At 72.8% G+C, this 25,022-nt stretch carries 16 protein-coding genes, 1 tRNA gene, 1 rRNA gene and 1 riboswitch; of the genes, 11 read left to right on the forward strand and 7 right to left on the reverse strand.

What is annotated here, in order from left to right; translation table 11 throughout:
• The first annotated feature begins 303 nt into the window (after positions 1 to 303).
• The 5 genes from AB0M97_RS22720 to AB0M97_RS22740 all read left to right on the forward strand — a co-directional run bounded on the left by AB0M97_RS22720 (position 304) and on the right by AB0M97_RS22740 (position 6,490).
• The gene (locus AB0M97_RS22720; RefSeq protein ID WP_365962755.1) at positions 304 to 1,482 is read left to right on the forward strand and encodes a hypothetical protein; all 1,179 of its coding nucleotides are present in this window, start codon (positions 304 to 306) and stop codon (positions 1,480 to 1,482) included.
• A gap of 491 nt (positions 1,483 to 1,973) precedes the next feature.
• Entirely contained in the window at positions 1,974 to 3,113 is a 1,140-nt protein-coding gene (locus AB0M97_RS22725; RefSeq protein WP_365962756.1) for a dihydrofolate reductase family protein, read from the forward strand.
• A 496-nt stretch (positions 3,114 to 3,609) separates the two neighbouring features.
• Positions 3,610 to 4,818, forward strand: coding sequence for an alginate lyase family protein (locus AB0M97_RS22730; protein ID WP_365962757.1), 1,209 nt, complete (start codon positions 3,610 to 3,612; stop codon positions 4,816 to 4,818).
• 48 nt (positions 4,819 to 4,866) lie between these two features.
• Positions 4,867 to 4,940, forward strand: a tRNA-Met gene (locus AB0M97_RS22735).
• Positions 4,941 to 5,286: 346 nt separating this feature from the next.
• Positions 5,287 to 5,444: riboswitch (cyclic di-AMP (ydaO/yuaA leader) on the forward strand.
• 11 nt (positions 5,445 to 5,455) lie between these two features.
• Complete coding sequence (locus AB0M97_RS22740) at positions 5,456 to 6,490, forward strand: M23 family metallopeptidase (protein WP_365962758.1); 1,035 nt, start codon at positions 5,456 to 5,458, stop codon at positions 6,488 to 6,490.
• A gap of 34 nt (positions 6,491 to 6,524) precedes the next feature.
• On the opposite strand, the gene AB0M97_RS22745 is transcribed toward AB0M97_RS22740, so the two are convergent.
• From AB0M97_RS22745 to AB0M97_RS22760, 4 genes are all read right to left on the reverse strand, one after another.
• Positions 6,525 to 7,886: a PrsW family intramembrane metalloprotease gene (locus AB0M97_RS22745; protein WP_365962759.1), complete on the reverse strand. Its 1,362-nt coding sequence runs from the start codon at positions 7,884 to 7,886 to the stop codon at positions 6,525 to 6,527.
• Between the two features lie 50 nt (positions 7,887 to 7,936).
• Positions 7,937 to 8,755, reverse strand: a complete 819-nt coding sequence (trmB, locus tag AB0M97_RS22750; protein WP_365962760.1) for a tRNA (guanosine(46)-N7)-methyltransferase TrmB — start codon at positions 8,753 to 8,755, stop codon at positions 7,937 to 7,939.
• A gap of 207 nt (positions 8,756 to 8,962) precedes the next feature.
• Positions 8,963 to 10,177, reverse strand: coding sequence for an L-2-hydroxyglutarate oxidase (lhgO, locus tag AB0M97_RS22755; protein WP_365962761.1), 1,215 nt, complete (start codon positions 10,175 to 10,177; stop codon positions 8,963 to 8,965).
• An 82-nt stretch (positions 10,178 to 10,259) separates the two neighbouring features.
• On the reverse strand, positions 10,260 to 11,684 hold the full coding sequence (locus AB0M97_RS22760) for an MFS transporter (RefSeq protein WP_365962762.1): 1,425 nt from the start codon (positions 11,682 to 11,684) through the stop codon (positions 10,260 to 10,262).
• 888 nt (positions 11,685 to 12,572) lie between these two features.
• Between AB0M97_RS22760 and AB0M97_RS22765 the strand changes: the two genes are divergently transcribed.
• Positions 12,573 to 14,690, forward strand: coding sequence for an asparagine synthase-related protein (locus AB0M97_RS22765; protein WP_365962763.1), 2,118 nt, complete (start codon positions 12,573 to 12,575; stop codon positions 14,688 to 14,690).
• An 88-nt stretch (positions 14,691 to 14,778) separates the two neighbouring features.
• Here AB0M97_RS22765 and AB0M97_RS22770 read toward each other — a convergent pair whose 3' ends face one another.
• Positions 14,779 to 16,701 carry a sigma-70 family RNA polymerase sigma factor gene (locus AB0M97_RS22770; RefSeq protein ID WP_365962764.1) on the reverse strand — a complete coding sequence of 641 codons (1,923 nt, stop codon included), beginning with the start codon at positions 16,699 to 16,701 and terminating at the stop codon, positions 14,779 to 14,781.
• Between the two features lie 324 nt (positions 16,702 to 17,025).
• Positions 17,026 to 17,778, reverse strand: a complete 753-nt coding sequence (locus AB0M97_RS22775) for a helix-turn-helix domain-containing protein (protein WP_365962766.1) — start codon at positions 17,776 to 17,778, stop codon at positions 17,026 to 17,028.
• Between the two features lie 376 nt (positions 17,779 to 18,154).
• On the opposite strand from AB0M97_RS22775, the gene AB0M97_RS22780 reads away from it, so the two are divergent.
• The 3 genes from AB0M97_RS22780 (at position 18,155) to AB0M97_RS22790 (ending at position 22,340) form a co-directional block, all read left to right on the forward strand.
• Positions 18,155 to 19,534, forward strand: coding sequence for an FAD-dependent oxidoreductase (locus AB0M97_RS22780; protein ID WP_365962767.1), 1,380 nt, complete (start codon positions 18,155 to 18,157; stop codon positions 19,532 to 19,534).
• Positions 19,535 to 19,704: 170 nt separating this feature from the next.
• Complete coding sequence (locus tag AB0M97_RS22785; protein WP_365962768.1) at positions 19,705 to 21,354, forward strand: SpoIIE family protein phosphatase; 1,650 nt, start codon at positions 19,705 to 19,707, stop codon at positions 21,352 to 21,354.
• A 173-nt stretch (positions 21,355 to 21,527) separates the two neighbouring features.
• Complete coding sequence (locus AB0M97_RS22790; protein ID WP_365962769.1) at positions 21,528 to 22,340, forward strand: methyltransferase domain-containing protein; 813 nt, start codon at positions 21,528 to 21,530, stop codon at positions 22,338 to 22,340.
• 73 nt (positions 22,341 to 22,413) lie between these two features.
• On the opposite strand, the gene AB0M97_RS22795 is transcribed toward AB0M97_RS22790, so the two are convergent.
• The gene (locus tag AB0M97_RS22795) at positions 22,414 to 23,685 is read right to left on the reverse strand and encodes an MFS transporter (protein ID WP_365962779.1); all 1,272 of its coding nucleotides are present in this window, start codon (positions 23,683 to 23,685) and stop codon (positions 22,414 to 22,416) included.
• Positions 23,686 to 23,808: 123 nt separating this feature from the next.
• On the opposite strand from AB0M97_RS22795, the gene AB0M97_RS22800 reads away from it, so the two are divergent.
• Positions 23,809 to 24,357 (forward strand): MarR family transcriptional regulator, encoded by a 549-nt coding sequence (locus AB0M97_RS22800; RefSeq protein ID WP_365962771.1) that lies wholly within the window; start codon positions 23,809 to 23,811, stop codon positions 24,355 to 24,357.
• Positions 24,358 to 24,931: 574 nt separating this feature from the next.
• A 16S ribosomal RNA gene (locus tag AB0M97_RS22805) occupies positions 24,932 to 25,022 on the forward strand; the annotation flags it as partial.

Here is a 25,022-nt window from a genome sequence, read left to right on the forward strand (position 1 = left end):
CGGGGCTCACGCTCACACCATAGCCCTTCGTCGGATCCTGCGAAGCCATTGGGGGCCGCACCCCTCAGAAAGCTTGGCAACGCTAGCTCGAGGCGCGTTGATCTTAGCGTGTCGGCGAGCACTTACCGATGCGGACATGGGTGCGCCGGACCACCACCTCACTGCACCCTCGTTGATTCAGCCATTTTTGGCTCATTTTACATCCAAGGGCTCGAAGTTGAGCACTGTGTCGGAGGCTGCCCGCCTCGCCTGAAAGAATACGGGTCGCGCCGACCGGAGACGTCGGGCGTCACGCAAATGTGAGTGAAAGGTTCCATGAAGGTGTCGTCACAACTGCTTGCGAACAGGCGACAAGCGAAGTCAGTAGATGTCGATGCCAGCCGACGCCCCGTGACGCTTTTCGTTAGCCCTTTGTCGGCAGTGCTGCTGTACGCCTCGATCAAGGCGGTTGGCCTTGTGGTTCTGGCTTTCTGGTCGCACACCCAGCAAAAAAGCGCTCTGCACTTACTCAGCCGACGCTGGGACTCGCTGTGGTATGCACGAATAGCTGAGCACGGTTACGGATTTACCCTGACCGCCTCGGACGGTCGAGAACTATCAAGCATGGCCTTCTTTCCGCTAGTGCCCTGGCTGGAAAGGGCAGCAAGCATCACCGGGCTCACTTTCGGACAAGCAGGACTCCTCATCAGCGTGATGGCGTCGGTCGTCGCAGCTCTCGGCCTGTTCCACCTGGGCCGCCACGTCCACAGTCCACAAGCCGGCACTCTCCTCGTCTGCCTGTGGGCTTCGTTGCCCGTCTCCATCGTCCAATCCATGGCGTACAGCGAGTCTCTTTTCGTCGCACTCGCTGCATGGAGTCTCTACTTCCTCATGCAGGACCGATGGGTCGCTGCTGCGGTCCTGGCCTGCGCAGCTGGCCTTACGAGGCCCGTCGGGGTCGCCATAGGCATAGCCATGTGCACTCACGCGCTCACCCGCCTGCGCCATGCGGACAGCAGGGCTCGCATCCTCGTATCGTGTGCCCTCTCCGTGTCCGGAACCGCTGCCTACGCATTGTGGGTAGGAGCCCAACAAGGCACCTTCTTCGGGTACCTGGACGTACAAGCAGCATGGGGCAATGGATTCGACGCCGGATACTCATTCGCCCGCTTCCTCGGCGGATTCATCTCACCATCACCAATCCTCACAACGGTCCTCCTGCTCGCCATCATCGCCTTTACTGCCACCCCCCACGTCATGATGCGCCTGCATGGATACCCTCCCGCCTTGATTGCCTACTCAGCTGTGGTCACCGCCATGGCCATGGGCGCGTCCGGATACTTCGGGTCCAAGCCGCGGCTCCTCGTACCGGCATTCCCACTGCTCTTGCTCGTCGCAATAACTCTGCAGCGCTCCGCAAAGCCCTACCTCTGGATCGCGCCCCTCGTGATGGCAAGCGCCCTCTACGGCGCCTTCTGGCTCAACGGCTCGGGGCCGCCGTAGACGTTCCCAGCAAGGACATCGTCGAGACAGTCACCACGCGGAATCGCGCCCGAAGCTGGCTGCTTCGGGACAGCCCACCGAGGAGCCGAATCTGGCAACCTCTCGATCAGCCCGCGAGCGTGGCTTGGTACAGGGACATCGTGCCGTCGAGTGCCTACACCAGCGGTCCCTCCTTGCTGGAGATCCACTTGGCGCCTGCCTTGGTGACGAGTAGGGTTACTGCGACCCGCATGCGAGAGTTGGCCGATGAATTGGTGAAAACTGGGCCGCGCTAGCGAATTCTTCTCGAACACCGAGCACGTTGACGTGCATAACGGTGCCGAGATAATGGTGGCATCCGTGGTGGGTCGTCATGGGCGATCAGCAGGACTGGCGATCACATTAGGCCAGGGTTTTCATCCATTGGTTGTGGGTTCGAGTCCCACAGGGCCTACGCAACGCCCCGGCTCGGCAGGTCCGAGCCGGGGCTCTGTCGTTCCACAATGGTGCCCATGCCTCTGCCGTACGTCCTGCTGTCCGCCGCCGTCTCCCTCGACGGCTGCCTGGACGACACCGGCCCCGAGCGGCTGCTGCTGTCGGGTCCGGCCGACTTCGACCGGGTCGACGAGGTGCGGGCGTCCGCCGACGCGATCCTCGTCGGCGCCGGGACCATCCGCGCCGACAACCCCCGGCTGCTGGTCAACTCGCCCGAGCGCCGCGCCGCGCGGATCGCCGCGGGGCGGCCCGAGTTCCCCCTCAAGGTCACCGTCAGCGGGTCCGGCGACCTCGACCCGGCGGCCCACTTCTGGCAGACCGGCGGCGACAAGGTCCTCTACACGACCGACGAGGGAGCCGTCCGGGCCCGGCGGCTCGCCCCCGCCGCCGACGTCGTCCCGCTCGGCCCGCGCCTCGACTGGCGCGCGCTGCTGGAGCACCTGCACGACGTGCGCGGCGTCGAGCGGCTCATGGTGGAGGGCGGCGGCACCGTCCACACCCAGCTCCTCCAGCAGGGCCTCGCCGACGAACTCCAGCTCGTCCTCGCCCCGATCCTCGTCGGCGACCCGGACGCACCCCGCCTGTTCGGGCCCGGCGGCTACCAGCGCGGCCGGCTCCGCCTCGTGGAGAGCCGGCGCATCGCGGACGTCGTCCTCACGCGCTACGAGCCCACCGCACCCGGCACCGGCGACCTGCCGTCCGCCGCCGACCGGCACTGGCTCGCCCTGGCCTGCGACCTGGCGCAGCGGTGCCCGCCCTCCACGACCGCGTTCAGCGTGGGGGCGGTGGTCGTCGCCGCCGACGGGACCGAACTCGCGCGCGGCTACTCGCGGGAGGCCGGCGATCCCGTCGTACACGCCGAGGAGGCCGCCCTCGGGAAGCTCGACCCCGCCGACCCGAGGCTCGCCTCCGCGACCGTCTACAGCAGCCTCGAACCCTGCGCCCGCCGCGCCTCCCGGCCCCGGCCCTGCGCCCGGCTGATCCTCGACGCCGGCGTACGCCGGGTGGTGACGGCCTGGCGGGAGCCGGACACCTTCGTGGCGGGCGCCGACGGCAGCGGGGTGCTCGCGGCCGGGGGCGCCGACGTCGTCGTACTGCCGGAGTACGAGGAGCGGGCCAGGAGGCCCAACCGGCACTTGCCGGCTCCGCCCGGCTGACGCCCGGCCCCGCCAGCCTGACATCAGGCCGCGCCAGCCTGACATCAGGCCGCGCTCGCCTCCGGGTCGGCTCCGCCTTTCAGACGTCCGGCTCGCCCGGTTCCCGTCCGGCCCCGCGCGGCTCCGGGTTGGCCCCGCTTGCCTGACGTCCGACCGTGCCAGCCTCCCCGCTCGGCTCCGGGGCGGTCGCGCCCGACTCCAGCTCGACCCCGCCTGTCTGACATCCGGTTTCGCCCGGCTCCCCTCCGGCCGCGCCCGCCACAACCGACCGTGCCCGGCTCCCCGAAGGCCCGCCCGGCTCCGGATCGGCCGCGCTGGGCTCCCGCCCGTCCCGTCCGCCGCGCGTCCGGCCCCGCCCCACTCCCTTCGGCCCATCAGATCCTGCGGCCCGCCCGTCGCCGCGTCACGCTGCCAGTGGACCGGCACACACGGTGACGCGGAGGGAGTCGTGATGGTGTCAGCGGGGTCAGGGGGCCAGGGGGACGCGGTGGGCTCCGTGGGGCCGGGTCGTTCCGGGAATCGTGCCGGGCCCGACAGGCCGCCCGTCGGCCGTCGCCGTCGCGTCGCCGCGCTTCTCGCCCTGCCCCTCGCCGCCGCCCTCGTCGCCTCCTGCGGAACCTCGGGGCCGGACGGCCGGACCATGGCCCGCGCCCTGCCCGCCGACGCCGACTTCACGCACCCGGGCGTCCTCGTCGGCGAGGACCAGCTGGCCGTCGTACGGGAGAACGTGACCGCGGGCAGGCAGCCGTGGCTGAAGGCGTACCTCGACATGCGGGACAGCAAGTACGGCTCGTACAAGTACCGGCCCGAGCCCCGCGAGACCGTCATCTGCGCCGCGGGCGGGCGGTCCGGGGGCGGATGCGCCGAGGAGCGCGCCGACGCGATCGCCGCGTACACCCAGGCCCTGCTGTTCACGGTCACCGGCAAGCGGCAGCACGCCGTCAAGGCCAGGGAGATCATGGACGCCTGGTCCGCCAGGCTGAAGGGGCACGGCATCCAGGACGCCGGGTGGGCCGCCTCCACCTGGGCGCGGGCCGCGGAGCTGGTGCGGCACACGCCGGACGCGGGCTGGCCCGCCGAGCGCGTGCGGCGCTTCGAGGACATGCTGCGCAGCGTCCACCTGCCCGCCGTCAGCCGGAAGGCCCCGGACGGCAGCGGCAGCCAGGACCTCGTCATGACCGACGCGGCGATCTCCATCGCCGTGTTCCTGGAGGACCACGAGGCGTTCGACCGGGCGCTGCGGCGCTTCCGTGCCCGCGTGCCCGCCTACTTCTCCGGGAAGAGCGGCGTCACGCAGGACACCTGCCGCGACCTGCGGCGAGCCGGCCGGGGCATCGCCGCCACCTCCCACATCGCCGAGACCGCCTGGCACCAGGGCGTCGACCTGTACGGCGAGGTCGAGGACCGGCTGACGGCCGCGCTCGCCCTGCACGCCCGCCACCGGCAGGGCAAGCCCGCGTCCGCGGCGCGGTGCGGCGGCCGGACCGGCCGCGGCGCGGCGGGCGGCAGCGTCGGCAAGGCGGGCAACGGCGTGGGCCCCGGCCTGGACGTCGCCCTGCACCACCTTCAGGACCGGCTCGGCGCATCCGTTCCGGGCGCGCGCCGGCTCACGGCCGGGGCGCGGCCCGCCGGGACGGACAACCTGTTCGTGGCCTGGGAGACCCTCACCCACGTGGCGAAGCGGGGGGAGCGGCCCGCCGGATAACCCTGGCGCCCGGCGCTCCGTGGATGACGTACACTGGAGTCACAACGACGCGGGGTGGAGCAGCTCGGTAGCTCGCTGGGCTCATAACCCAGAGGTCGCAGGTTCAAATCCTGTCCCCGCTACTGAAGGCCGAGGGCCGGAATCCGGAAGGGTTCCGGCCCTCGGTGTTTTTCCAGCCCGAGCCCGACGTCCTGCGCCACGTACCGAGGACTCCCTCCACTCACATACCGTGATCGGCTCGTCCCCCTGCGACAACAACTGATGCAACGTCAGATTTCTTTTGGGGTTCGGGATGTTTGCCCGAGGGGTTCGCGGGGCTGTCAACTCGCCCGATTTTCGCCGGTCGTGCCGGATAAGTCTGCCCAGGGTTCGTTAATGATCAAGAGGAACAGCTTGGAATCCACGCCCCGAGTCTATTAACGTTCGATAACGCAGCGCGGTCGTCCCAGCCGTCACAGAAGGCGGCTCCGTGCTCACGCGCCGAATTCCGCAAGGGAACCGGGGAACCAACACCCTGGGGTGAATCGCGCGTAGGTCCTCGTGGCAGCACGACGGATATACGCGCGTAGGAGACCTTCCTGCTCCGAACCCGTCAGCTAACCCGGTAGGCGAGAAGGAAGGAAAGGAGTACGCCCACGTGGCGTCCAACACGCCTGCCCCCGAGGCCCCGTTCGTGCCCGGACAGCGCACCGCCGACACCTTCGGTTACGGCGAATACCGCAGCGACGAAGGCCCGTTCGAGGAGTGGAACCCCACCGAGGAGTCCATCCGCCCGGTACGCGGCAGGCATCGCGTCGCCAAGCAGCGCGGCGGCGGGCTCGCCCGCAGCTCCACGGTTCTCGGCGTCGGCGTCATAGCCGCCGTCGGCGCGGGTGGCATGGCCACCGCGCAGACCGGCAAGCCGCCGGTGTCGATCTCCATGCCGGACCTGCCCAACATGGGTTCCCTCATCTCGGACGACGACACCCCCGAGGGCAGCGCCACCCCGCTCAGCGGTGTGGGCGTCGCCTACGCCGCCACCGCCGACCAGGGCACCGCCGACGCCGGTGAGGCGCTGCGGGCCCGGATCATGGCGCAGGCCGAGCAGCAGCAGAACCAGGCCGACAGCAAGGCCGCCCAGGCCGCCGTCGAAGCCGCCGAGAAGGCCGCCGCCGAGGCCGCGGCCAAGGCGGAGAAGGAGGCCCGGGAGAAGGCCGCCGCCGCCAAGGCGAAGGCCGAGGAGGAGGCCCGCAAGAAGGCCGAGGCCGAGCGGCTCGCCGAGCTGGCCCGCCAGTACGCGATGCCGCTGTCCTCGTACACCATCAGCTCCGTCTACGGCCAGGCCGGCGCGATGTGGTCCTCCGGCTACCACACCGGCGCCGACTTCGCCGCGCCCACCGGCACGCTCCTCAAGGCCGTCCACACGGGCACGATCACCGAGGCGGGCTGGGCCGGCTCCTACGGCTACCGCACCGTCCTCACCCTCGAGGACGGCACGGAGATCTGGTACTGCCACCAGTCGTCCATCAACGTCAGCGTCGGCCAGAAGGTCACCACCGGTGACGTCATCGGCCGCGTGGGCGCCACCGGCAACGTCACCGGGGCCCACCTCCACATGGAGGTCCACCCGGACGGCGCCGGCAGTGGCATCGACCCGCTGGCCTGGCTGCGCAGCAAGGGCCTCAACCCCTGAGGGACCACCCCCGGGACGCTCCTGAGGAACCCGGTTACGACTGGTAGGGGTTGTACGCGGGATACGGCGCGGCCTGGCCGTACGCCGCCTGACCGTACGCGGTGGGGCCGTGCGTGGCCGGGCCGTGCATCGGCCACGGTGGTGCGTACGGCGCCGGCGGCAGGTGCACCGGGACGGGCGGCGCCGTGACCCGGGCCGCGTACTCCAGGGCCGGGCGGGCGGCGTCCCGGCGGGCCCACAGCTCGTTCAGCAGCTCGCGCTCCCGGGCCGCGAAGCCGGCGCCGGCCTTGCCCCGCCGTCCCCGGTGCCGCAGGAACGCCAGCGACGTCGCGTACGCCTCGTACCGGGCCACGTCCCGCGCCGCTGCCTTCCCGGCGTGCCGGCGCGCGTACGTGCGCGCGATCCGGCGGGCCCGCATCGAGCCCAGCGCGAACGGCTCCGGGGGCGTCAGCCAGCCCGCGACCGCGTAGGCGGGCAGTTCGGTCCGCACGGTGCGCAGTTCGCGCTGGCGGGTCCAGATCACCAGCCACGTCAGCAGCCCGAACGCGGGCACCATGAATGCGGCGTACACGGCGATGAACCCGAACCGGCCGAACGTCGTGGAGCCGTTCCAGAACGCGTGCATGCCCATCGCGAGCAGCAGCCCGGTCAGCGGCAGCGCCACGCGCCGCGGCAGCCGGTGGTCGGCGGAGAGTGCGGTGATGCCGAAGCCGATGCCGGTGAGGACCGTGAACAGCGGGTGCGCGAAGGGCGACATGACGATGCGGACGAAGAAGGTCGCCGCGGTGACGGAGGCGAGGCCGCTGTCGCCGGTGAGTTGGTCGGTCCCGAAGGCGGTGCCGAGGTAGAGGATGTTCTCGGTGAACGCGAAGCCGGTGGCGGTGACCCCGGCTATCACCACGCCGTCGAGGATGCCGGTGAAGTCCCGTCTGCGGAACAGGAACACGAGGAGGACGGCGGCGGCCTTGGCGCTCTCCTCCACGACCGGCGCTATCACGGTCGCCCCGAGAATGTCGGCGCTCGACGGGTCGGCGGTCGCCGTCGCTATCCATCTGGTGGCGAAGCTGTTGGCGACGATCGCTATCAGCGCCGCCGCGCACGCCCCCCAGGCGAACGCGAACACCAGGTTCCGCCAGGGCCCCGGCTCGACCCGGTCCAGCCAGCGGAACGCGGCGACGAGCAGCGGCACCGGCAGGACCGCGAGGCCGAGTCCGACCAGGAAGCCCTCGGTGCCGGTCTGTTCGCGGACCAGGGCGAGGATGACGAGCCCGGACAGCGCGAGGAGCGTGCTCAGCGCTCCGTAACGCACCCACCCGCGCTGCCACCAGTGCGCGTGCCGCAGTGCGCCGCCGGCGGGACCGCTCGGGGGCGTCGGGTACGGGGGACAGGTGGCCACGGCAAGGACCCTAACGAGGAAAGGGCGCCGCCCGCGGGGAAGGGGCGGGCTCAGGCGCCGGCGGTGGGTCGGTCTTCGTGCTGTACGCGACGGAACAGCAGGTCGTTCACGACATGTCCCTTCTCCAGTCCCTGGCCCTCGAAACGGGTCAGCGGACGGAACGCGGGACGGGGCGCGAAACCGCCGTCGGGCCGGGTGTTCTCGAACTCGGGGTGCGCGGTGAGCACCTCGAGCATCTGCTCCGCGTACGGCTCCCAGTCGGTCGCGCAGTGCACGATCGCGCCGGGCTTCAGCCGGGACGCGGCCAGCGTCAGGAACTCCGGCTGGATCAGGCGCCGCTTGTGGTGCCGCTTCTTCGGCCAGGGGTCCGGGAAGTAGACGCGCAGTCCGGCCAGCGAGGCGGGGGCGAGCATCTCGCGGAGCAGGATGATCGCGTCGCCGTTGGCGACGCGGACGTTGGACAGGCCCTTGTGGTCGGCGAGGTTCAGCAGATTGCCCTGGCCGGGGGTGTGGACGTCCACGGCGAGGACGTTGGTGGCCGGGTCGGCGGCGGCCATCTGCGCCGTGGCCTCGCCCATGCCGAAGCCGATCTCCAGGACGACCGGGTTGTCGTTGCCGAACAGCTCGGCGAGGTCGATGACGCCGTGCCCGTCGATGTCCAGGCCCCACGTGGGCCACAGCCGCTGCAGGGCGTCCGCCTGGCCCGCGGTCACGCGGCTGCGGCGCGGCTGGAAGCTCCGGATCCGCCGCTCGAAGTGCGACCCGGCGGGGTCGGCCCTCGGCCCGTCCGGGAAGCGGGGCCCGCCCTTGGGCCGGGCAGGGCGGGGCGGGGCCCCGGGGGCGGACCGGGGGGCTTCTGGGGAGTTCACGGAGTCAGACACAGTACGTCGATTTTACGGAAAGCCCCGGGGCCGGTTCCGCCCTGCCGCCGACAGGTGTCCCAGGCGGCCGGGGCCGAGGGAGGGTGGCCGGCGCGTCCGGGGCTGGGAGCGTGTCCAGGGCCGGCGGGTGCCTGGCGCATTCGGGGCCGGCGGGTGGCCGGCGCACTCGGGGTCAGCGGGTGGCCGTTTTCGGGGTCAGCGGGTGTCCGCCGCGGTCAGGGCGGCCAGGGCCCGGCGGGCCACCTCCCGGCCGATCGGCAGGGACGCCGTGGCCGCCGGGGAGGGCGCGTTCAGTACGTGGACGGCGTGGACCGATTCCTGGATCAGGAAGTCGTCCACCAGCGTGCCGTCCCGGAGCACCGCCTGGGCGCGCACCCCGGCCGCGGTGGGTCGGAGGTCCGCCTCCGTGACGGCGGGCAGGAGCCGCTGCACGGCGGTCGTGAACGCCTTCTTCGACAGGGAGCGGCGCAGCTCGCCCGCCCCGTACCGCCAGTGCCGGCGGGCGATCGCCCAGGAGCCCGGCCAGCCGAGCGTCCCGCCCAGCTCGCGGGGGCGGACGGTCGCCCAGTCGTAGCCCTCGCGGGCCAGTGCCGGGACCGCGTTCGGCCCGACGTGGACCTCGTCGTGGATGCCGCGGGTGAGGTGGACGCCGAGGAACGGGAACGCCGGGTCCGGCACCGGGTACACCAGGCCGCACACCAGCTCGGGGCGGGCCAGCTCGTAGTACTCGCCGCGGAAGGGCACGATCCGCATGCCGGGGTCGTCGCCGGTCAGGCGGGCGATCTCGTCGCAGTACAGCCCCGCGCAGTTGACCAGCACCCTGCCGCGCACGACGTCCCCGGCGGCGGTCAGGACGGCCACGCCGCGGCTGGGGCGCCGGTCGACGCGGACGACCCGGGCGCCGTAGCGGATGTCGGCGCCGGACGCCTCGGCCAGGCGGCGGGCCACCTCGCCGTAGTCGCAGATGCCGGTCGTCCCGACGTGTATGGCCGCCAGGCCCCGCACCTGCGGCTCGTACTCGGCGATCTGGGCCGCGCCCAGTTCCCGCACCGCGATGCCGTTCTCCCGCCCGCGCTGCACGAGTGCGTGCAGGCGGGGCAGCTCGGCGCGCTCGGTCGCCACGATCAGCTTGCCGGTGACGGCGTGCGCGATGCCGTACTCCGCGCAGAACTTGATCATCTCGGTGGCGCCGCGGACCGCGTACCGCGCCTTGAGGGAGCCCGGCCGGTAGTAGATGCCGCTGTGCACGACGCCGCTGTTGCGGCCCGTCTGGTGGCGGGCCGGGCCCGGCTCCTTCTCCAGGACCGTCACGCGCGTGCCCGGAGCGGCGCGGGTGATCGCGTACGCCGTCGCCAGGCCGACGATTCCGCCACCGATCACCAGCACGTCACAGTCGATCTCCGGCCGCACCTGCCACCACCTCCCGGGTTCGATAGTGCACTGCGCCACTGACAACGGCCTCAAACCCGGGAGGCGGCACGGACCCCGCCGGTCAGGCCGGGGCCATCAGCAGCGGCCTGGCGCGCTCGCGCAGCTCGACCACGCGCGGCTCGTCGCCGTACGGCTCCAGCCGGTGCAGCAGGTCCTTGACGTACTCCGTGGTGCGGGCCGACGAGATGCGTCCGGCCACCTCCACGGCCCGTACGCCCTGCTCGCACGCCGCGTCCAGATTGCCGGACTCCAGCTCCGCGACCGCCGAGACGACCAGGCGCAGCCCGTGCGAGCGGACGAACTCCTCGGTCGGCTTCGACAGCGCCTGCTCGGTGAAGCGGCGGACCTGGCGGGGCGCCTTCAGGTCGCGGTAGCACTCGGCGGCGTCCGCGGCGAACCGGTCGTAGGAGTAGAAGCCGAGCCAGGACGGGTCGTGGTCGCCGGGGCGGGCCCGCTCCAGCCAGCTCTCGGCGGCCTTGAGGGCGCCGCCCGCCGCGTGGGCGTCGCCCGCGCGTGCGTGCGCGCGTGCCTCGACGAGGTGGAAGAAGCTCATGGTGCGGGCCGTGGCGAGGCCGCGGTTGCGTTCCAGGGCGGCCTGGGCGAGGTCGACGCCCTCGTCGCCGAAGCCGCGGTAGGTGGCCTGGAGGGACATGGAGGCCAGTACGTAACCCCCGAGGGGGACGTCGGCGGCGGCCCGGGCGAGGCGCAGGGCCTGGATGTAGTAGCGCTGGGCGGCCTCCTGCTGGCCGGTGTCGAACGCCATCCAGCCCGCCAGGCGCGTCAGTTCGGCACTCGCGCCGAACAGGGCCCGGCCGACCTCGTCGGAGTAGGAGCCGAGCAGCAGCGGTGCGGCCTCGACCCTCAGGCACTCGGGAACCATGGAAGAACGCCAGTCGCCGCCTCCGTATTTGGAGTCCCAGCGCCTGGCGTCCTCGGCGGCCTCGCGCAGCTTGCGTACGTCGCTGTGGCCGACTTTGATCGGTGCGCCGGAACCCTCGGCGGGGTTCGCGTCCCGCGCGACCGAACTGTCGGCCGGGGTTATCAGCCACCGTGAGGCGGGTGTGGCGTACGCGCTGACGGCGAACGAGCCGGCGAGCGACTGCCAGATGCCGCCCGAGCCGGCGCGGCGGCCGGCGAGGTCGAGACGGTACAGCTCCGTCGCGGACGTCACCGCCTGCCCGACGTCGCGCGGGAAGGCGAGGCCCACTTCGGGCGCGGGGTCGGCGTCCGCCAGCCCGATCTCGTGGAGCGGCACCGGCCGGCCGAGCTTCTGGCCGATGGCGGCGGCGATCAGGTGCGGCGCGGCGCCCTGCGGCACCATGCCCTTCGACACCCAGCGCGCCACCGACGTCTTGTCGTAGCGAAGAGTCAGGCCCCGTTGCGCGCCGAGGTCGTTGACGCGCCGGGCGAGGCCCGCGTTCGAGATTCCCGCGAGGGCGAGAACGGTGCCGAGTTTTTCGTTCGGCCCGCGTTGCTCCCTGGACATGCGCCACCCCTCGACACAGACGGCTGCCGCGCTGGCATACCCACGCGGCATTCGTAAACCCAGCGTAGTTCGCCGCATCCCAAGCGTTAAGAGGCGATGTTCCGGATGGCGGGATTGTGGTCCGTACTGAAGTGCGGGTGCCGTACGGCCCGTTGCCGCGTGCCCCTGGTGTGTGGCCGTGCGCCCGTGCGTGCGCTCTCCTGTGGCCCGTGCGGGAGCGATTCCATGGTTTCGCGTGGGTCGGCCCGCTGTACTGGGTCCAGCGGGCTGGGGGATACCGCCGCCTTCATCCCCGCGGGTGGCGGAACGGTCCGGGGGGCGTGCTGCGCCTCCCGGACCGTGCGCCCGCCGGGTTGTGCGCAGAGCCTGCACGGAGTGTGCGCACACCAGGCCGTGCTGCGCCAATTTGGCCGAAAGTCGACCCTCGGTGTCCGAGGTAATCTGCCCGTTCACCACAGCACTTGAGGGCGCGAAGGGAGTTTTCAGGGGCGCAGAATGGGGCGCATTCGTGTCGCCCCTGTGGGTGTCGCGCAGGATCCGCGCGGGGCCGTGCGACGGCCGTACGGAAACCGCGCGAAGGCCTTACGGGGTCCAGGGGCGTCCGCGGGGCGGCTCGCGGCCCGTGGGCACGGCGGCGGCCGTACGCGTCGCGGTTGCGCCTCGTGTGCGTGGCGTTCGGTGGACCGCCGCGCGGGAGCCGGTGCGGCGCCCGGGAGCGACGCCGTACCGGCGCTTCGGGCAGCTCCCCGTCCCGGCCCCGACCAGCCGCCGCGGCGCGCTCGCACGTCCCCGTGCGGCTCCGCCGCCGCTCCGCCACGCCTCCTTCATGGCAGCATGGTGCACCAGTTCATACGGTGCACTGTTCGTCCACAGCCTGTGGAGGCGTCGATGCGGTGGTTGGTGGGATGGAGCAGCACCGCCGCGGGAGCCGTCGGTTCCGGCTCCGCGGGCCCGGCCGTCGGCGCCGGAACCGACGGCGAGTCCCTCCACCCGGTGGGCTCCCAGCTCCTGTGGGGCGACCCCGACCCGCTGTGGGCCGTCGGCGACTGGCGGCCCGACGAGGTGCGCATCGTCGAGGCCGACCCCCAGACCCGCGTCGCCGTCCTCGGCACCTGCGGCGCCTCCGACGAACAACTGCGCGTCGGCCTGTTCGCCGCGCGCGGCGGGGCACTTCGCCATCTGACCGCCTGGCCCGGCAGCTACACGGCCATCGTCCAGGTCGGCCGACGCGTCACCGTGTGCGGCGATCTCGCGGGCGCCAGGCCGGTGTTCTACACCCCCTGGGCCGGCGGCACCGCCTACGCGACCGCCGCGCTCCCGCTCGCCGACCTCATCGAGGCCAACCTCGACTTCGGGCACCTCGCCGCGCTGCTCGCCACCCCCGACGTACCCGCCGTGCTGCACGACTCCACCCCGTACGACGGCGTGCGGCGCATTCCGCCGGGGCACGCGCTGATCCTGCGCGCCGGGGCGCGCGAAGTCGCCGGGTACGAGCCCGTCGCCTCCCTCGCCGTCGCGGCGGCGCCGACCGACCCCGACAGCGCCGTGGACGCCGTCCGCGACGCGCTCGTGGAATCCGTACGCACCCGGCTGTCCGCGCCCCGGCACGTCCCCGGCGCCGACATCGACCCCGGTCCCGTGCCCGGCATGGGGCCCGCCGAGCGGCGCGCCGCGCGCGGCATGCCGGTCGCCGGCATCGGCGCCGACCTGTCCGGCGGCCCCGCCTCCGCCACGCTCGCCCTGCTCGCCGCCGGGCTCCCGGGCATGCCGGGGACCGTGCTCGGACACGGCACGGGCGCCGGGGAGCGGCTGCTGGCCGTCACCTTCAACGACCTCGCCGTCGAGGGGCGCGAGGCCGAACTGGAGCGGGCGGGAGCGCTCGCGGCCAACCCGCGCCTGCACCACGTGGTGGTGCCCGGCGGCGAGGGGACCCTGCCGTACCTCGACCTCGACGGGCCGCTCACCGACGAACCCGGGCCGAGCCTGGTGACCGCCGCCCGGCACCGGGCGCGGCTCGCGGCCGGCAGCGCGGACCACTTCACCGGGTACGGGGCGCGGCAGGTCCTGGACGCGCACCCCGCGCGCCTGGCCGACCTGCTGATGGACCGCAAGCGGCGCCACCTCGTGCGGCCGCTCGCCGCGCTGACGAAGGCGGACGGGTCCGTGCTCGTCCCCGCGCGCGTGTACGCGGCGGTACGGCGGCTGGCCCGCACGCCGTACCGGGCCGGGGTCGAAGCCCTCGCCGAGAGCCTCATGCGGCGCCGGTTCGACGAGCCCGGGGGCGCCGTCGGAGCCTCGCTCGCCGCGCTCAGCTGGGGCCGGCCGGGCCCGGCCGCGCGCTGGCTGACGGGGGAGGCGCTGGCTGAAGTATCGGTTCGGCTCCAGGCGTCGACGCACCGGTCCGGGGTCGGGCCGGAGCAGCGTCCGGGGGACTACCGGGCGCGCGCGGCGCTGGCGCGGTACGCGGCGGACCTGCGGATCCTGGAACAGGCGGCGGAGATCCGCTCGCAGCGGCTGCACACGCCGTTCCTCGACAACCAGGTCGTACGGGCGTGCCGGGCGCTGCCCGAGGCGCTGCGGGTGCAGCCCGGGGCGCGGGCGGCGATCCTGCGGACCGTGCTGGAGGGGGCCGGGGTGAGGGAGCTGCCGGCCGGGTGGGGCGCGCCGAGCTTCGCCACGGCGGCCGCCGCCACGCGTACGGGGCTGCGGGTCGCCGCGGACTCGCTGGTGGAGCTGTTCGACACGCCGCTGCTGGCCGAGGCGGGGCTGGTCGAGGCACGGGTCGTGCGCAAGGCCGTGCGCGGGGCCGCCGCGGGGGAGCCGCTGCCCCTGGACGGACTCGCGGACCTCGTGTCCCTGGAACTGTGGCTGCGGCGGCTGCTGGCACGGCGGGGAACCTGCTGGACGGGGACGCCCGCGCGGCAGCGTGCCGTGCCCGGGGGGATCGCCCCGCAGCGGGGCGCGCTGGGCACGGGAGGACGCGGGGCCGCCGGAATCGCCCGGTAGGGGTCGCTGGGGGCGTGCCTCTCACCGTGTCCCGCGTCCTCTTCCCGTTCTTCCCGCCGTACGCGCTGCCGGTAGGTCTTCGCGCGGCTCAGGAGCACACGAACGTCGACTGCGCCCAGTTCGCCAGTGCCACGGTGTCCAGGTGGCTGTGCGGCTCCACGACCAGGCGCAGGGTCTTCCGGCCCGAGATGTTCACATGGACCGGGACCGCCGGGTCGCCGCCCTTGACGCGCTCCGACTTCCACAGCTGGACGCCGTCGCCGTGGACGGAGAAGGAGACCGTGCCGAGCTTCATCGTCATGTCGTCCACACCGGCCATCGCGTCGTACGACGTGCACGAGCGGTGGAGGTCGATCGTGACCGACGAGCTGCCCTGGACCGTCACCCCGTGCGCGTACGGCCGGCCGGCGATCGACAGGCCCTGGCGCTGCCACACCCAGGTGCTGTCGGCCATCCGCATCTCGGGTGCCGTTCCGTCGCCGGTGATGTCGTAGCGCAGTTCGCTCCACTGGTACGTGGTCGGCGGCGGAGGGGGCGGTGGGGGTGGCGTCGGCCTCGTCGTCGGGGTGGGTGTGGGCGTGGGCGTCGAAGGGGCGGTGGGGGCCGGGGTCGGCCTCGGGGTGGGAGTGGGGGTCGGGGTCGGTGTGGGCTGCGGCTTCGGGGCCGTTGCGGGCGGGGGCGGCTCGGGGGTCGGGGGGGCGGGGGGTACGGGAGCCGGGGCCTCCGGCTGGGCCGCGGGTGCCGACACCGGGGGCTTGGCCCGCGGCTTCTCGGGGGGCTGCTCGCCGCCCACCAGGGCCAGGGCCACGACGGCCGCCGCCACCCCGACCACGCCCGCCGCGATGCCCGCCTTGACCGGGGCGCCCAGGCCCTCGGAGGCCGCACCGCCCGCGCCGGACGAGCCGCCGCCCGCCGCTGAGGCCGCGCCCGCCGCGCCGGCCGCGCCCGCCGCGCCGGCCGCGCCCGCTCCCGCGCCCCCGGCGACGAGACCGGCGGCCTTGGCGTAACCCGCGGCGCCGAACCAGCCGATGACGGCGATCGGGACGACGGCGGGGATGCTGCCGGCGACTTCCTCGATCTGGCTCGCCGCCAGCCGGCACTTGGCGCACTCGTCCAGGTGCTTGCGCAGACCCCGTTCGGCCCGCGTGCGCAGTCGGCCGCGGGCGTACGTGCCGAGCTGGTCGGCGTAGCGCGCGCACTCCTCGTCGCCGGCGAGCGTCTCACTGACGTGGGCCTGGAGGTAGGCCTGCTTCAGGCCCTCGCGGGCGCGGCTGGCGAGCACGCGCGTGCCGTTGGCGTCCAGGCCGAACAGCGTGGCCACCTCGCTCGGCGACTCGTCCTCGATCTCCGTGTGCCACAGCACGGCCTGCCACCGCTCGGGCAGCGACCGGAAGGCCCGCACGGCCATCGACCGCTCGGCCTCCTGCATGGCCCGCACGTCGGCGCCCAGGCCCAGCGTGTCGTCGTCCGCCACCTCGGCGGCCCGGACCGCCTGCGTGGCGAAGAGCGCGAAGTCGTCGACGAGTTGCTCCCGCTTCGCCGACCGCGTCCAGCCCGCGGCCACCCGCCGCACGCTGGTGAGCAGGTACGCGCGTACGGCGTGCTCCGGTCCCGATCCGCCGCGCACCGCCTGGAGCATGCGGGCGAACACCTCGGCCGTCAGATCGTCGGCGGTGTGGGCGTCACGGCAGCAGGTACGGGCGTACCGGCGCACCGCGTCCGCGTGGCGCCGGAACAACTCCTCGTAGGCCGTGTCGTCGCCCGAGCGCATCCGCTCGATCAGCTCGGCGTCGGACGACGGCATCTGCCGCGGCGGCGGCAGGACGCTGTCCTCCCGCCGGTCCCGCTGCGCGGGCACGCTGCTCCGGCCGGCGTCACCCGCGCTGCTCCGGTCCGCGTCTTCGCCCTGCGGCGCTCCCGCGCGTCCCCCCTGACTCGCCACCTGCGGCGGCGGGCCGTCGGGCCCCGTGCCGCCGTCACCGGGTGACTCGCCCTGCTCCTCAACGCTCATCGCGGAACGCCCCCGCCGCCCGACCGACCACTCCCGAACACCGGCTCAGCGTGCCACATCAGCCTTTGGCCAGGGCCGTCCCGAACCGACATCCACCCGTCCGAGGGGTTTTGGCGCAGTCCGGCCGTGAACGCCGTGCCGCCGGGAGACCAACTGGCCCGTACTGGCGGCCGGTTGACACCGCGGCCCGGGACGCGGGGAACGCCGTGGCGGTCACGCGCGCGAGCGCGGGCCGACGGGCATCCGGGGCTGTGCGTCACGCCGGTGCGGCGGTCACGCGCGCGGGCCCGCACCTCTACCAGGCGGACGAAGGCCATGGCGGCGTCACGCGCGCGAGCGCAAACCCTCCAGCAGGATGTCGAGCAGCCGCGCGGACGCCGCCGCCTGCTGTGCCGGGTCCGGCAGCGAGGGCGCCGCCGTCGCGATCACCAGCAGGACGTCCGAGACCGACACGTCCGGCCGCAGCTCGCCCGCCGCGCGCGCCCGCTCCACGAGCCGGCCCACCACCTCCAGCAGCGCCGCCGCCCCGGTGTCGTCCTCGCCGGCCACCGGCTCCTCCGGCACCAGCCGCAGCTCGGCCGCGCCCGGCTGCGTCCGCTGCTGCGGCACACGCGTGTGGTCGGACACGCCGCCGCCGGCCTGCTCCTCCGCCACGCCGACCCGCAGCACCTGCGGCGGCAGCAGCCGCCCGGCGCCCGACGCCACCGACGTACGCAGGAAACGGGAGAGCGCCGACCACGGCTCGTCCTCCTGGCCGAGCGCCGCGCGCGCCTGGTCGGTCAGCCGCGAGGTCTCCTCCTCGGCTATCCGCCGGACCAGCACGTCCTTGCTCGGAAAGCGCCGGTACACCGTGCCCACGCCGACCCGCGCGCGCCGCGCCACGTCCTCCATCGGCGCCCCGTAACCCAGCTCGCCGAAGACCTCGCGCGCCGCGCGCAGCACATGCTCCAGATTGCGCTGCGCGTCCACCCGCAGCGGTGTGGTGCGTGCCCCGTCCACTCGTCCGTCGGCCGTCGCGGCGCTCCCCGAACCGCCTGCCGCCATCGCGGACGACCAGTGAGAGTCCTGAACATGCATACGCATTCCCCCGGTAATGACGTCTCCCCCCGGAGACTCTCCCCGCCATCGAAGCCGGGGCCGGCGGAACAGGCCCGGTTCACTCGCGCCCGCCCGTCGCGGACCCGAGGAGCGCATCCCCCTACACCCCGTCAAGACACGAACATAGTTGAGAGGGAGTCAATTCAGAAGGGGCAGGTTCCGCACGGAGCGCCCCCCGATCGGGGTACGGGTCGCACACGTCCCCCATGCCTCACCGTTCGCACCCCGGTTCACCCCGGCTGACCTGCGGGCTTCACGGATCGTACGGAAACCGGCCAGCCACCGTCCGCACGGACTGCCGGTCACACAAATCGCCGAGGCTGTGGACAAACGCAAGCGGCCGGTGCGTCATGGGATGGTGAAGGAACCTGCGCGCATTCTCGTTGTCGGCGGCGGCTACGTCGGGATGTACACGGCCCTGCGGCTCCAGCGCAAGCTGAAGCGGGAACTGCGGCAGGGCCTGGCCGAGATCACGGTCGTCACGCCGGACCCGTACATGACGTACCAGCCTTTCCTGCCGGAGGCGGCGGCCGGCTCCATCTCCCCACGGCACGTCGTCGTCCCCCTGCGCCGCGTCCTCGGCCAGTGCAACGTCGTCATCGGCGAGGCCCGGACCATCGACCACACGGCGCGCACCGCCACCATCACCACCCTCGCCACCGAGGAGGAGGGCACCGGCGCCCGGCGCCTGACCTACGACGAACTCGTCCTCGCGCCCGGCTCCGTCTCCCGCGCCCTGCCGGTCCCCGGCCTCGCCGACCACGGCATCGGCTTCAAGACCGTGGAGGAGGCCATCGGCCTGCGCAACCACGTCATCGAGCAGCTCGACATCGCCTCCTCCACCCGCGACCCCGCGGTCCGCGACGCCGCCCTCACCTTCGTCTTCGTCGGCGGCGGCTACGCGGGCGTGGAGGCGCTCGGCGAGCTGGAGGACATGGCGCGCTACGCCGCCCGCCACTACCACAACGTCACACGCGACGACATGAAGTGGATCCTCGTCGAGGCCACGGACCGCATCCTGCCCGAGGTCGGCGAGGAGCTGGGCCGCTACACGGTCACCGAACTGCGCCGCCGCAACATCGACGTACGCCTCGGCACCCGCCTCACCTCGTGCGCCGACCGCGTCGCCGTCCTCAGCGACGGCGCCCGCTTCCCCACCCGCACGGTCGTCTGGACGGCGGGCGTGAAGCCTCACCCCCTCCTCGCCTCCACCGACCTGCCGCTGACCGGGCGGGGCCGGCTCAGGTGCACCGCCGAGCTGGCCGTCGAGGGCGTCACGCACGCGTGGGCAGCCGGAGACGCCGCCGCCGTCCCGGACGTCACCGCGCGCGAACCCGGCACGGAATGCGCCCCCAACGCCCAGCACGCCGTCCGCCAGGCCAGGGTCCTCGGCGACAACATCGTCCACTCACTGCGCGGCGAACCCCTGGAGACGTACGCGCACAAGTACGCAGGCTCGGTCGCCTCCCTGGGCCTGCACAAGGGCGTCGCGCAGATCTACGGCCGCAGGCTCAAGGGCTACCCCGCCTGGTTCATGCACCGCTCCTACCACCTCAGCCGGGTCCCCACCGCCAACCGCAAAGCGCGCGTACTGGCCGAATGGACCCTGTCCGGCCTCTTCAAGAGGGAAATCGTCTCCCTGGGTTCACTCGAACACCCCCGGGCGGAGTTCGAACTCGCGGCCGGTGGAAAGCCTTCTCAACGCCCCCCGCAGAACCCGAAGGGGTCGTCCTGACCGGAGCCAGGAACTCCACCGGCCGGGCAGACGTCTGACGGATGTCGGCCCGGGCGGCACACTGCCAGACTGGTCCACCACCGTGGGCGGGCCGCCGCCCGCCCCGCGCGGCCCCCGGGCCCCGGCCGGTTCCGGTGCCGGCCGCCCACGACGACACGAGGCAAGGATCCGTGAACTTCACGCGCTGGAGCGCCCGGCTCCCCGGAACACAGCGCCGCGCCGCCGCGCGGACCGAACACCCGCTCTCCCCGGACCGGCGGGGAGAGGGCGCCGTACCCGCCGCCCGCGCCGAACAGCTCACCGACGGCACACCGGCCATGCCCGCCGTCGACGAACTGCCCGTCCGTGACGTCCTCGATCGCGTCCCGGCCCTCGTCGCCCTCCTGCACGGCCCCGACCACCGCATCGCCTACGTCAACGACGCCTACACCGCGGCCTTCGGCGCCCGCCCGCTCGGCGCGCCCGCGCGCGACACCCTCCCCGAGCTGAAGGAGCTCGGCCTGCTGCCCCTCCTCGACCAGGTGCTGCGCAGCGCCAAGCCCCGCACGGTCAAGTCCCGCAAAGCCCCCGACGGCCGCTCCTACACCTTCACCTGCACGCCCGTCACCGAATGCGCCTCCGGCCGCGGCGTCCTCGTCTTCGCCACCGACGTCACCGACCACGCCGAAGCCGCCGAGCGCCTGCGCGCGAGCGAACGCCGCCAGCGCGAGACCGCCGTCACCCTCCAGCGCTCCCTCCTCCCGCAGGACCTCGAAGAACCCGACGACCTGCGCATCGCCGCCACCTACCACCCCGGCGGCACCGAGGCCGCGGTCGGCGGCGACTGGTACGACGTCATCACCCTCGGCGGCGGCCGCACCGCCCTCGTCATCGGCGACGTCATGGGCAGAGGCGTCCGCGCCGCCGCCGTCATGGGCCAGCTCCGCACGGCCGTCCGTGCCTACGCCCGCCTCGACCTGCCCCCGCACGAGGTCCTCCAGCTTCTCGACGGCCTCGCCACGGAGATCGACGCCAACCAGATCGCCACGTGCGCGTACGCCGTCCACGATCCCAACGAGGGACGGCTCGTGTACGCCTCGGCGGGCCACCTGCCCATCCTCGTCCGGGACGAGAGCGGCGCCGTGCAGCGCGCCGACGAACCGACCGGCCCGCCGCTCGGCACCGGCGGCTGGATGCACGCCTCCGGCTCGCTCCCGCTCGGCGCCGGTTCCACGGCCGTCCTCTACACCGACGGCCTGGTCGAGCGGCGCAACGAAGACCTGGACGAGGGCATCGCCGCCCTGGAGCGCGCCCTGGCCGGCGCGACCGGCACGCCCCAGGTCGTCTGCGACCGCCTGGTCCGCTCGGCGGGCGTCACCGCCGACCACGACGACGACGTGGCCGTCCTCGTCCTCCAGCACCCCGCCCGCACCGGCCCCGACAGCGACCTCTTCCGCAACGCCGCGCTCGACCTGCTCGGCGGCGTCGAGGCCGCCCCCCGCGCGCGTGCCTTCGCCTCCGGCGTCCTGACCAGCTGGCGCTTCCCGACCGACCTGCACGACCTGGGCGTCCTGGCCGCCAGCGAACTCGTCGCCAACTCCCTCCAGCACGGCACGCCCCCCATGCGGCTGCGACTGCGCCGCACCGACCGCCGCCTCATCGTCGAGGTCACCGACGGCGACGACCACCTGCCGCGCCGCCGCCGCGCCGACCCCGCCGACGAGACCGGCCGGGGCATCGCCATCATCGCCACCATCGCCTCCAACTGGGGCAGCCGCCGAACCCCCGGCGGCGGCAAGGCCGTCTGGTGCGAATTCGCCCTGCCGCGCGGCACGGGCTGACGAGGCGGGGTAGGCAGCCGAGGAGCGAGAAACGCAGAAAGGACAGGACGGGGGAAACGGAGGAAGACGGGGAAACGGAGGAAGACGGGGAAACGGCTGGAACGGACCACACCGGACGTCTCCCCTCCGCGCGCCACCTAGGCGAACGCGCCCCCCGGTGCTACTAGCACCACATGGCAGACGCATCGGGCTTTCACCTCACCGGCAGCGCCCCCGAGCGCTACGAGCAGTACGCCGCGCCGATCATGGCGCCCTTCGTGACCGCACTCCTGGACGCCGTGGACCTCTGCCCCGGCGAGACCGTCCTCGACCTCGCCTGCGGCACCGGCTTCGTCGCCCGCATCGCCGCCGCGCACGTCGGCCCCACCGGCCACGTCTGCGCCACCGACCTCAACGAGGGGATGCTCCGGGTGGCCGCCGCCCACCACCCCCGCCAGTACCCCGACATCGAGTTCGCCGCCGCCCCCGCGGACCGGCTGCCCTACGCCGACGCCACCTTCGACGCGGTCGTCTGCCAGCAGGGTGCCCAGTTCTTCCCCGACCTCGACGCGGCCCTGCGCGAGGCCGCCCGCGTGACCCGCCCGGGCGGCCGGTTCGCGGCCACCGTCTGGGCCGCGCGCGAACGCTCCCCGTACCTGTCGGCCCAGTACGAGGTCCTCGCGGAGTACGACGGCCAGGACCCGGCCGCCATCGGCCTCGCGTTCTCCTGCCCGCCCGAGGGCATCACCGCCGCCCTGGAGGCGGCGGGCTTCGCGGAGGTGACGACCCGCGAGGTCAGCTTCGGCGTCACCTTCCCGTCCCTGGCCGAGTTCGCCGCCGCCCACCTCTCGGCCGTGCCCTGGGGCCGGCGGCCGGCCGACGAGCACGGCGACGAGGCCCTCGCCGCCGCGGGCCGCACGATCGCGGACCGCCTCGCCGAGTACACCGCACCCGACGGCTCGGCGACCGTCCCCTTCACGGCGACCCTCGCCACGGCGAAACGCTGAACCCCGGCCCGGAACGGCAAGCGGGCCGGCCGTCACCCGAAGATGACGGCCGGCCCGCCGCGCCGTCCCGGCCTCACGCGTCCGCGCCCACCGGCTCCGCGGGCGCCCCACCGCGCGCGACCACACGACTCTTCCCCGCCCACGGCCGGTCCTGTACGGCGGTCAGCTCCCGACCCAGCCGCAACGCCAGCACCGTGATCCCCAGCGAGAACAACAGGAACATCATGACGTACGGCGCGTGCAGCGAGGCCCCCAGCGGCCCGCCCACCGCCGGCCCGACGGCCAACGCGAGCTGCTTCACCAGCGCGAAGGCGGAGTTGTACTGCCCGGCGAGCCCGGCCGGCGCCAGATCGGCGACCAGCGGCGCGAGCGTCGGCGACAGCATCGCCTCACCCAGCCCGAACAGCGCGTACGTCGAGACGAACGCGGCCGTCGCCATCTCCTGACTGCCGTTGCCCAGCCCGGCATACGCGGCGACCGCCCACGCGAGCGCCCAGATCAGCCCGACGCCCGCGATCACACGGGACCGACGGCGCCGCTCGACGAACCTCAGCACGGCGAACTGCGCGACCACGATCACCAGCGTGTTCGCCGCCAGCGCCGTACCCAGCGCGGACGTCGAAATCCCCGCGGCCTCCACGCCGTACGCGCTCAGGCCCGACTCGAACTGCCCGTAGCAGGCGAAGAACAGCACGAAGCCCAGCACGCACAGCTGCACCATGGCCCGGTTGCCGAGCAGCGCCTTCCAGCTGCCCCGGCCGGACCCGGGAGTCCCCTCGATCCGCGGCGAGTGCGGCATCCGCACCGTCACCATCACCACGACCAGCAGCAGGAACATCGCCGCCTCGATCGCGAACAGCAGGGTGAACGACGCGGCGCTGCTGGTGTCGACGAGGTGACCGCCCATGAGCCCGCCGAGCCCGAGCCCGAGGTTCTGCAGGAAGAACTGCGTGGCGAACGCCCGTGCCCGGGTCTCCGCACTCGAGCAGTCCACGATCATCGTCGCCAGCGCCGGCTGCATCACGGCCTGCCCGGCCCCGAGCGCACCGGCCGCCAGCAGCACGGTGAGGGCCGTGCCCGCCAGCCCCAGGCTCAGCGCGCCGACAGCGGCGGTGACCAGGGCCAGCAGCAGCACCGGCAACGGACCCCGCCGGACGATGGCCCGCCCGGCGAACGGCAGCACGATCAGCGCGGCCACGGCGAAGACGGCCAGGACGAACCCGGCCGTGACGGCCCCGAGCCCCCGCACCTGCGCCACATAGACGTACAGGTAGGGAACGGTGAAGCCGAGCCCGAACGCGCTGAGTGCGTTGCCCACGTGGATCCGGCGCATCGCCGCGCCCATGCCCCTGGTCACGTTCACCTCTCTCAGTAGTTAGGAGTGAAGACTTCGAAGGTAAAGTTAGAAGCTAAAGACTACACGTCGAAGGACTTCAAGGCAAAGTCACGGCGTGCGATACTGCCGCCCATGGGCGACCCATCCGGCCTCAGCGAGCCGACCCTCGAAGAACAGATCGCCGCCTACCAGCGCGAGTTCCAGGACCTCGACCCCCAGGTCGAGAAGATCGTCTCGGCGCTGTCCCGCCTGAACCGCCGGATGAACGTCGCCTACGGCCGCCAGACCGCCGAGCTCGGCATCTCCAACGCCGAGTGGGAGGTACTGAAGGCGCTCGTCCTGTCCGGCGCCCCGTACCGGCTCGGCCCCGGCGACCTCGCCAAGCGCCTCGGCCTCACCCCGGCCGCCATGACGCACCGGATCGACCGCATGGTCTCCGAAGGGCTGGTCACCAGGGAGCGGGACGAGTCCAACCGCGTGCGCGTCATCGTGGAACTCACCCAGGAGGGCCGCGAGAAGTGGCTGGAGGCGATGCGCCTGGCCACGGTCTTCGAGGAGGACCTGCTCCAGGACCTCTCCGCCGACGAGCGGACGGCTCTCGGCGAGGTCCTCACCCGGCTGCTGCGCAGGGTGGAGCACGCCCAGCCGGACGCCGGCGGGCGACTCAGCGACCTCGACTGAAGATCTGGAGAGCGACCCCCGGGCGCCACTTGACAGCCCTCTCGTCGACCTGTAGGGTTCTTCGGGTTGCCGCAGAGCCGTAACGGTTCTTCGACAGCACTCTCGCCGCACCAGCGGCACACAAACCACCAGCGCGATCTCCCAACGGGATTGATTTCGGCATGCCCGAATTCAATTCGACGTGGGGACTCTGCGGCCCGATCACCTCGATTTGGGAATCGCCGAGAGAATCCGCTAAGGTTTGAGACGTCGGAACGGCGCGACCGCCGGGAAGGCAAACCCCGCTGACTGGGGGTCAGACCGAGAAAAGGGTCTGATAGAGTCGGAAACGCAAGACCGAAGGGAAGTGCCCGGAGGAAAGCCCGAGAGGGTGAGTACAAAGGAAGCGTCCGTTCCTTGAGAACTCAACAGCGTGCCAAAAGTCAACGCCAGATATGTTGATACCCCGACCTGATCGGTTCCGATCGGGTTGAGGTTCCTTTGAAGAATACACAGCGAGGACGCTGTGAACGGTCGGGCTCATTCCGCCTGGCTGTTCCGCTCTCGTGATGTGTCACCCGGTCACGGGTAAGCATTCACGGAGAGTTTGATCCTGGCTCAGGACGAACGCTGGCGGCGTGCTTAACACATGCAAGTCGAACGATGAACCACTTCGGTGGGGATTA

Origin of the sequence: Streptomyces sp. NPDC051207, assembly GCF_040682395.1 — a bacterium.
Classification (GTDB): Bacteria; Actinomycetota; Actinomycetes; order Streptomycetales; family Streptomycetaceae; genus Streptomyces.

Excerpts from the sequence above, each read along its gene's own strand:
- AB0M97_RS22795 (WP_365962779.1), bottom strand. The coding sequence starts at position 23,685 with ATGGGCGCGGCGATGCGCCGGATCCACGTGGGCAACGCACTCAGCGCG.
- AB0M97_RS22765 (WP_365962763.1), top strand. The coding sequence starts at position 12,573 with ATGCGGTGGTTGGTGGGATGGAGCAGCACCGCCGCGGGAGCCGTCGGT.
- AB0M97_RS22770 (WP_365962764.1), bottom strand. The coding sequence starts at position 16,701 with ATGAGCGTTGAGGAGCAGGGCGAGTCACCCGGTGACGGCGGCACGGGG.
- AB0M97_RS22780 (WP_365962767.1), top strand. The coding sequence starts at position 18,155 with ATGGTGAAGGAACCTGCGCGCATTCTCGTTGTCGGCGGCGGCTACGTC.
- AB0M97_RS22800 (WP_365962771.1), top strand. The coding sequence starts at position 23,809 with ATGGGCGACCCATCCGGCCTCAGCGAGCCGACCCTCGAAGAACAGATC.
- AB0M97_RS22775 (WP_365962766.1), bottom strand. The coding sequence starts at position 17,778 with ATGCATGTTCAGGACTCTCACTGGTCGTCCGCGATGGCGGCAGGCGGT.
- AB0M97_RS22790 (WP_365962769.1), top strand. The coding sequence starts at position 21,528 with ATGGCAGACGCATCGGGCTTTCACCTCACCGGCAGCGCCCCCGAGCGC.
- AB0M97_RS22725 (WP_365962756.1), top strand. The coding sequence starts at position 1,974 with ATGCCTCTGCCGTACGTCCTGCTGTCCGCCGCCGTCTCCCTCGACGGC.
- AB0M97_RS22760 (WP_365962762.1), bottom strand. The coding sequence starts at position 11,684 with ATGTCCAGGGAGCAACGCGGGCCGAACGAAAAACTCGGCACCGTTCTC.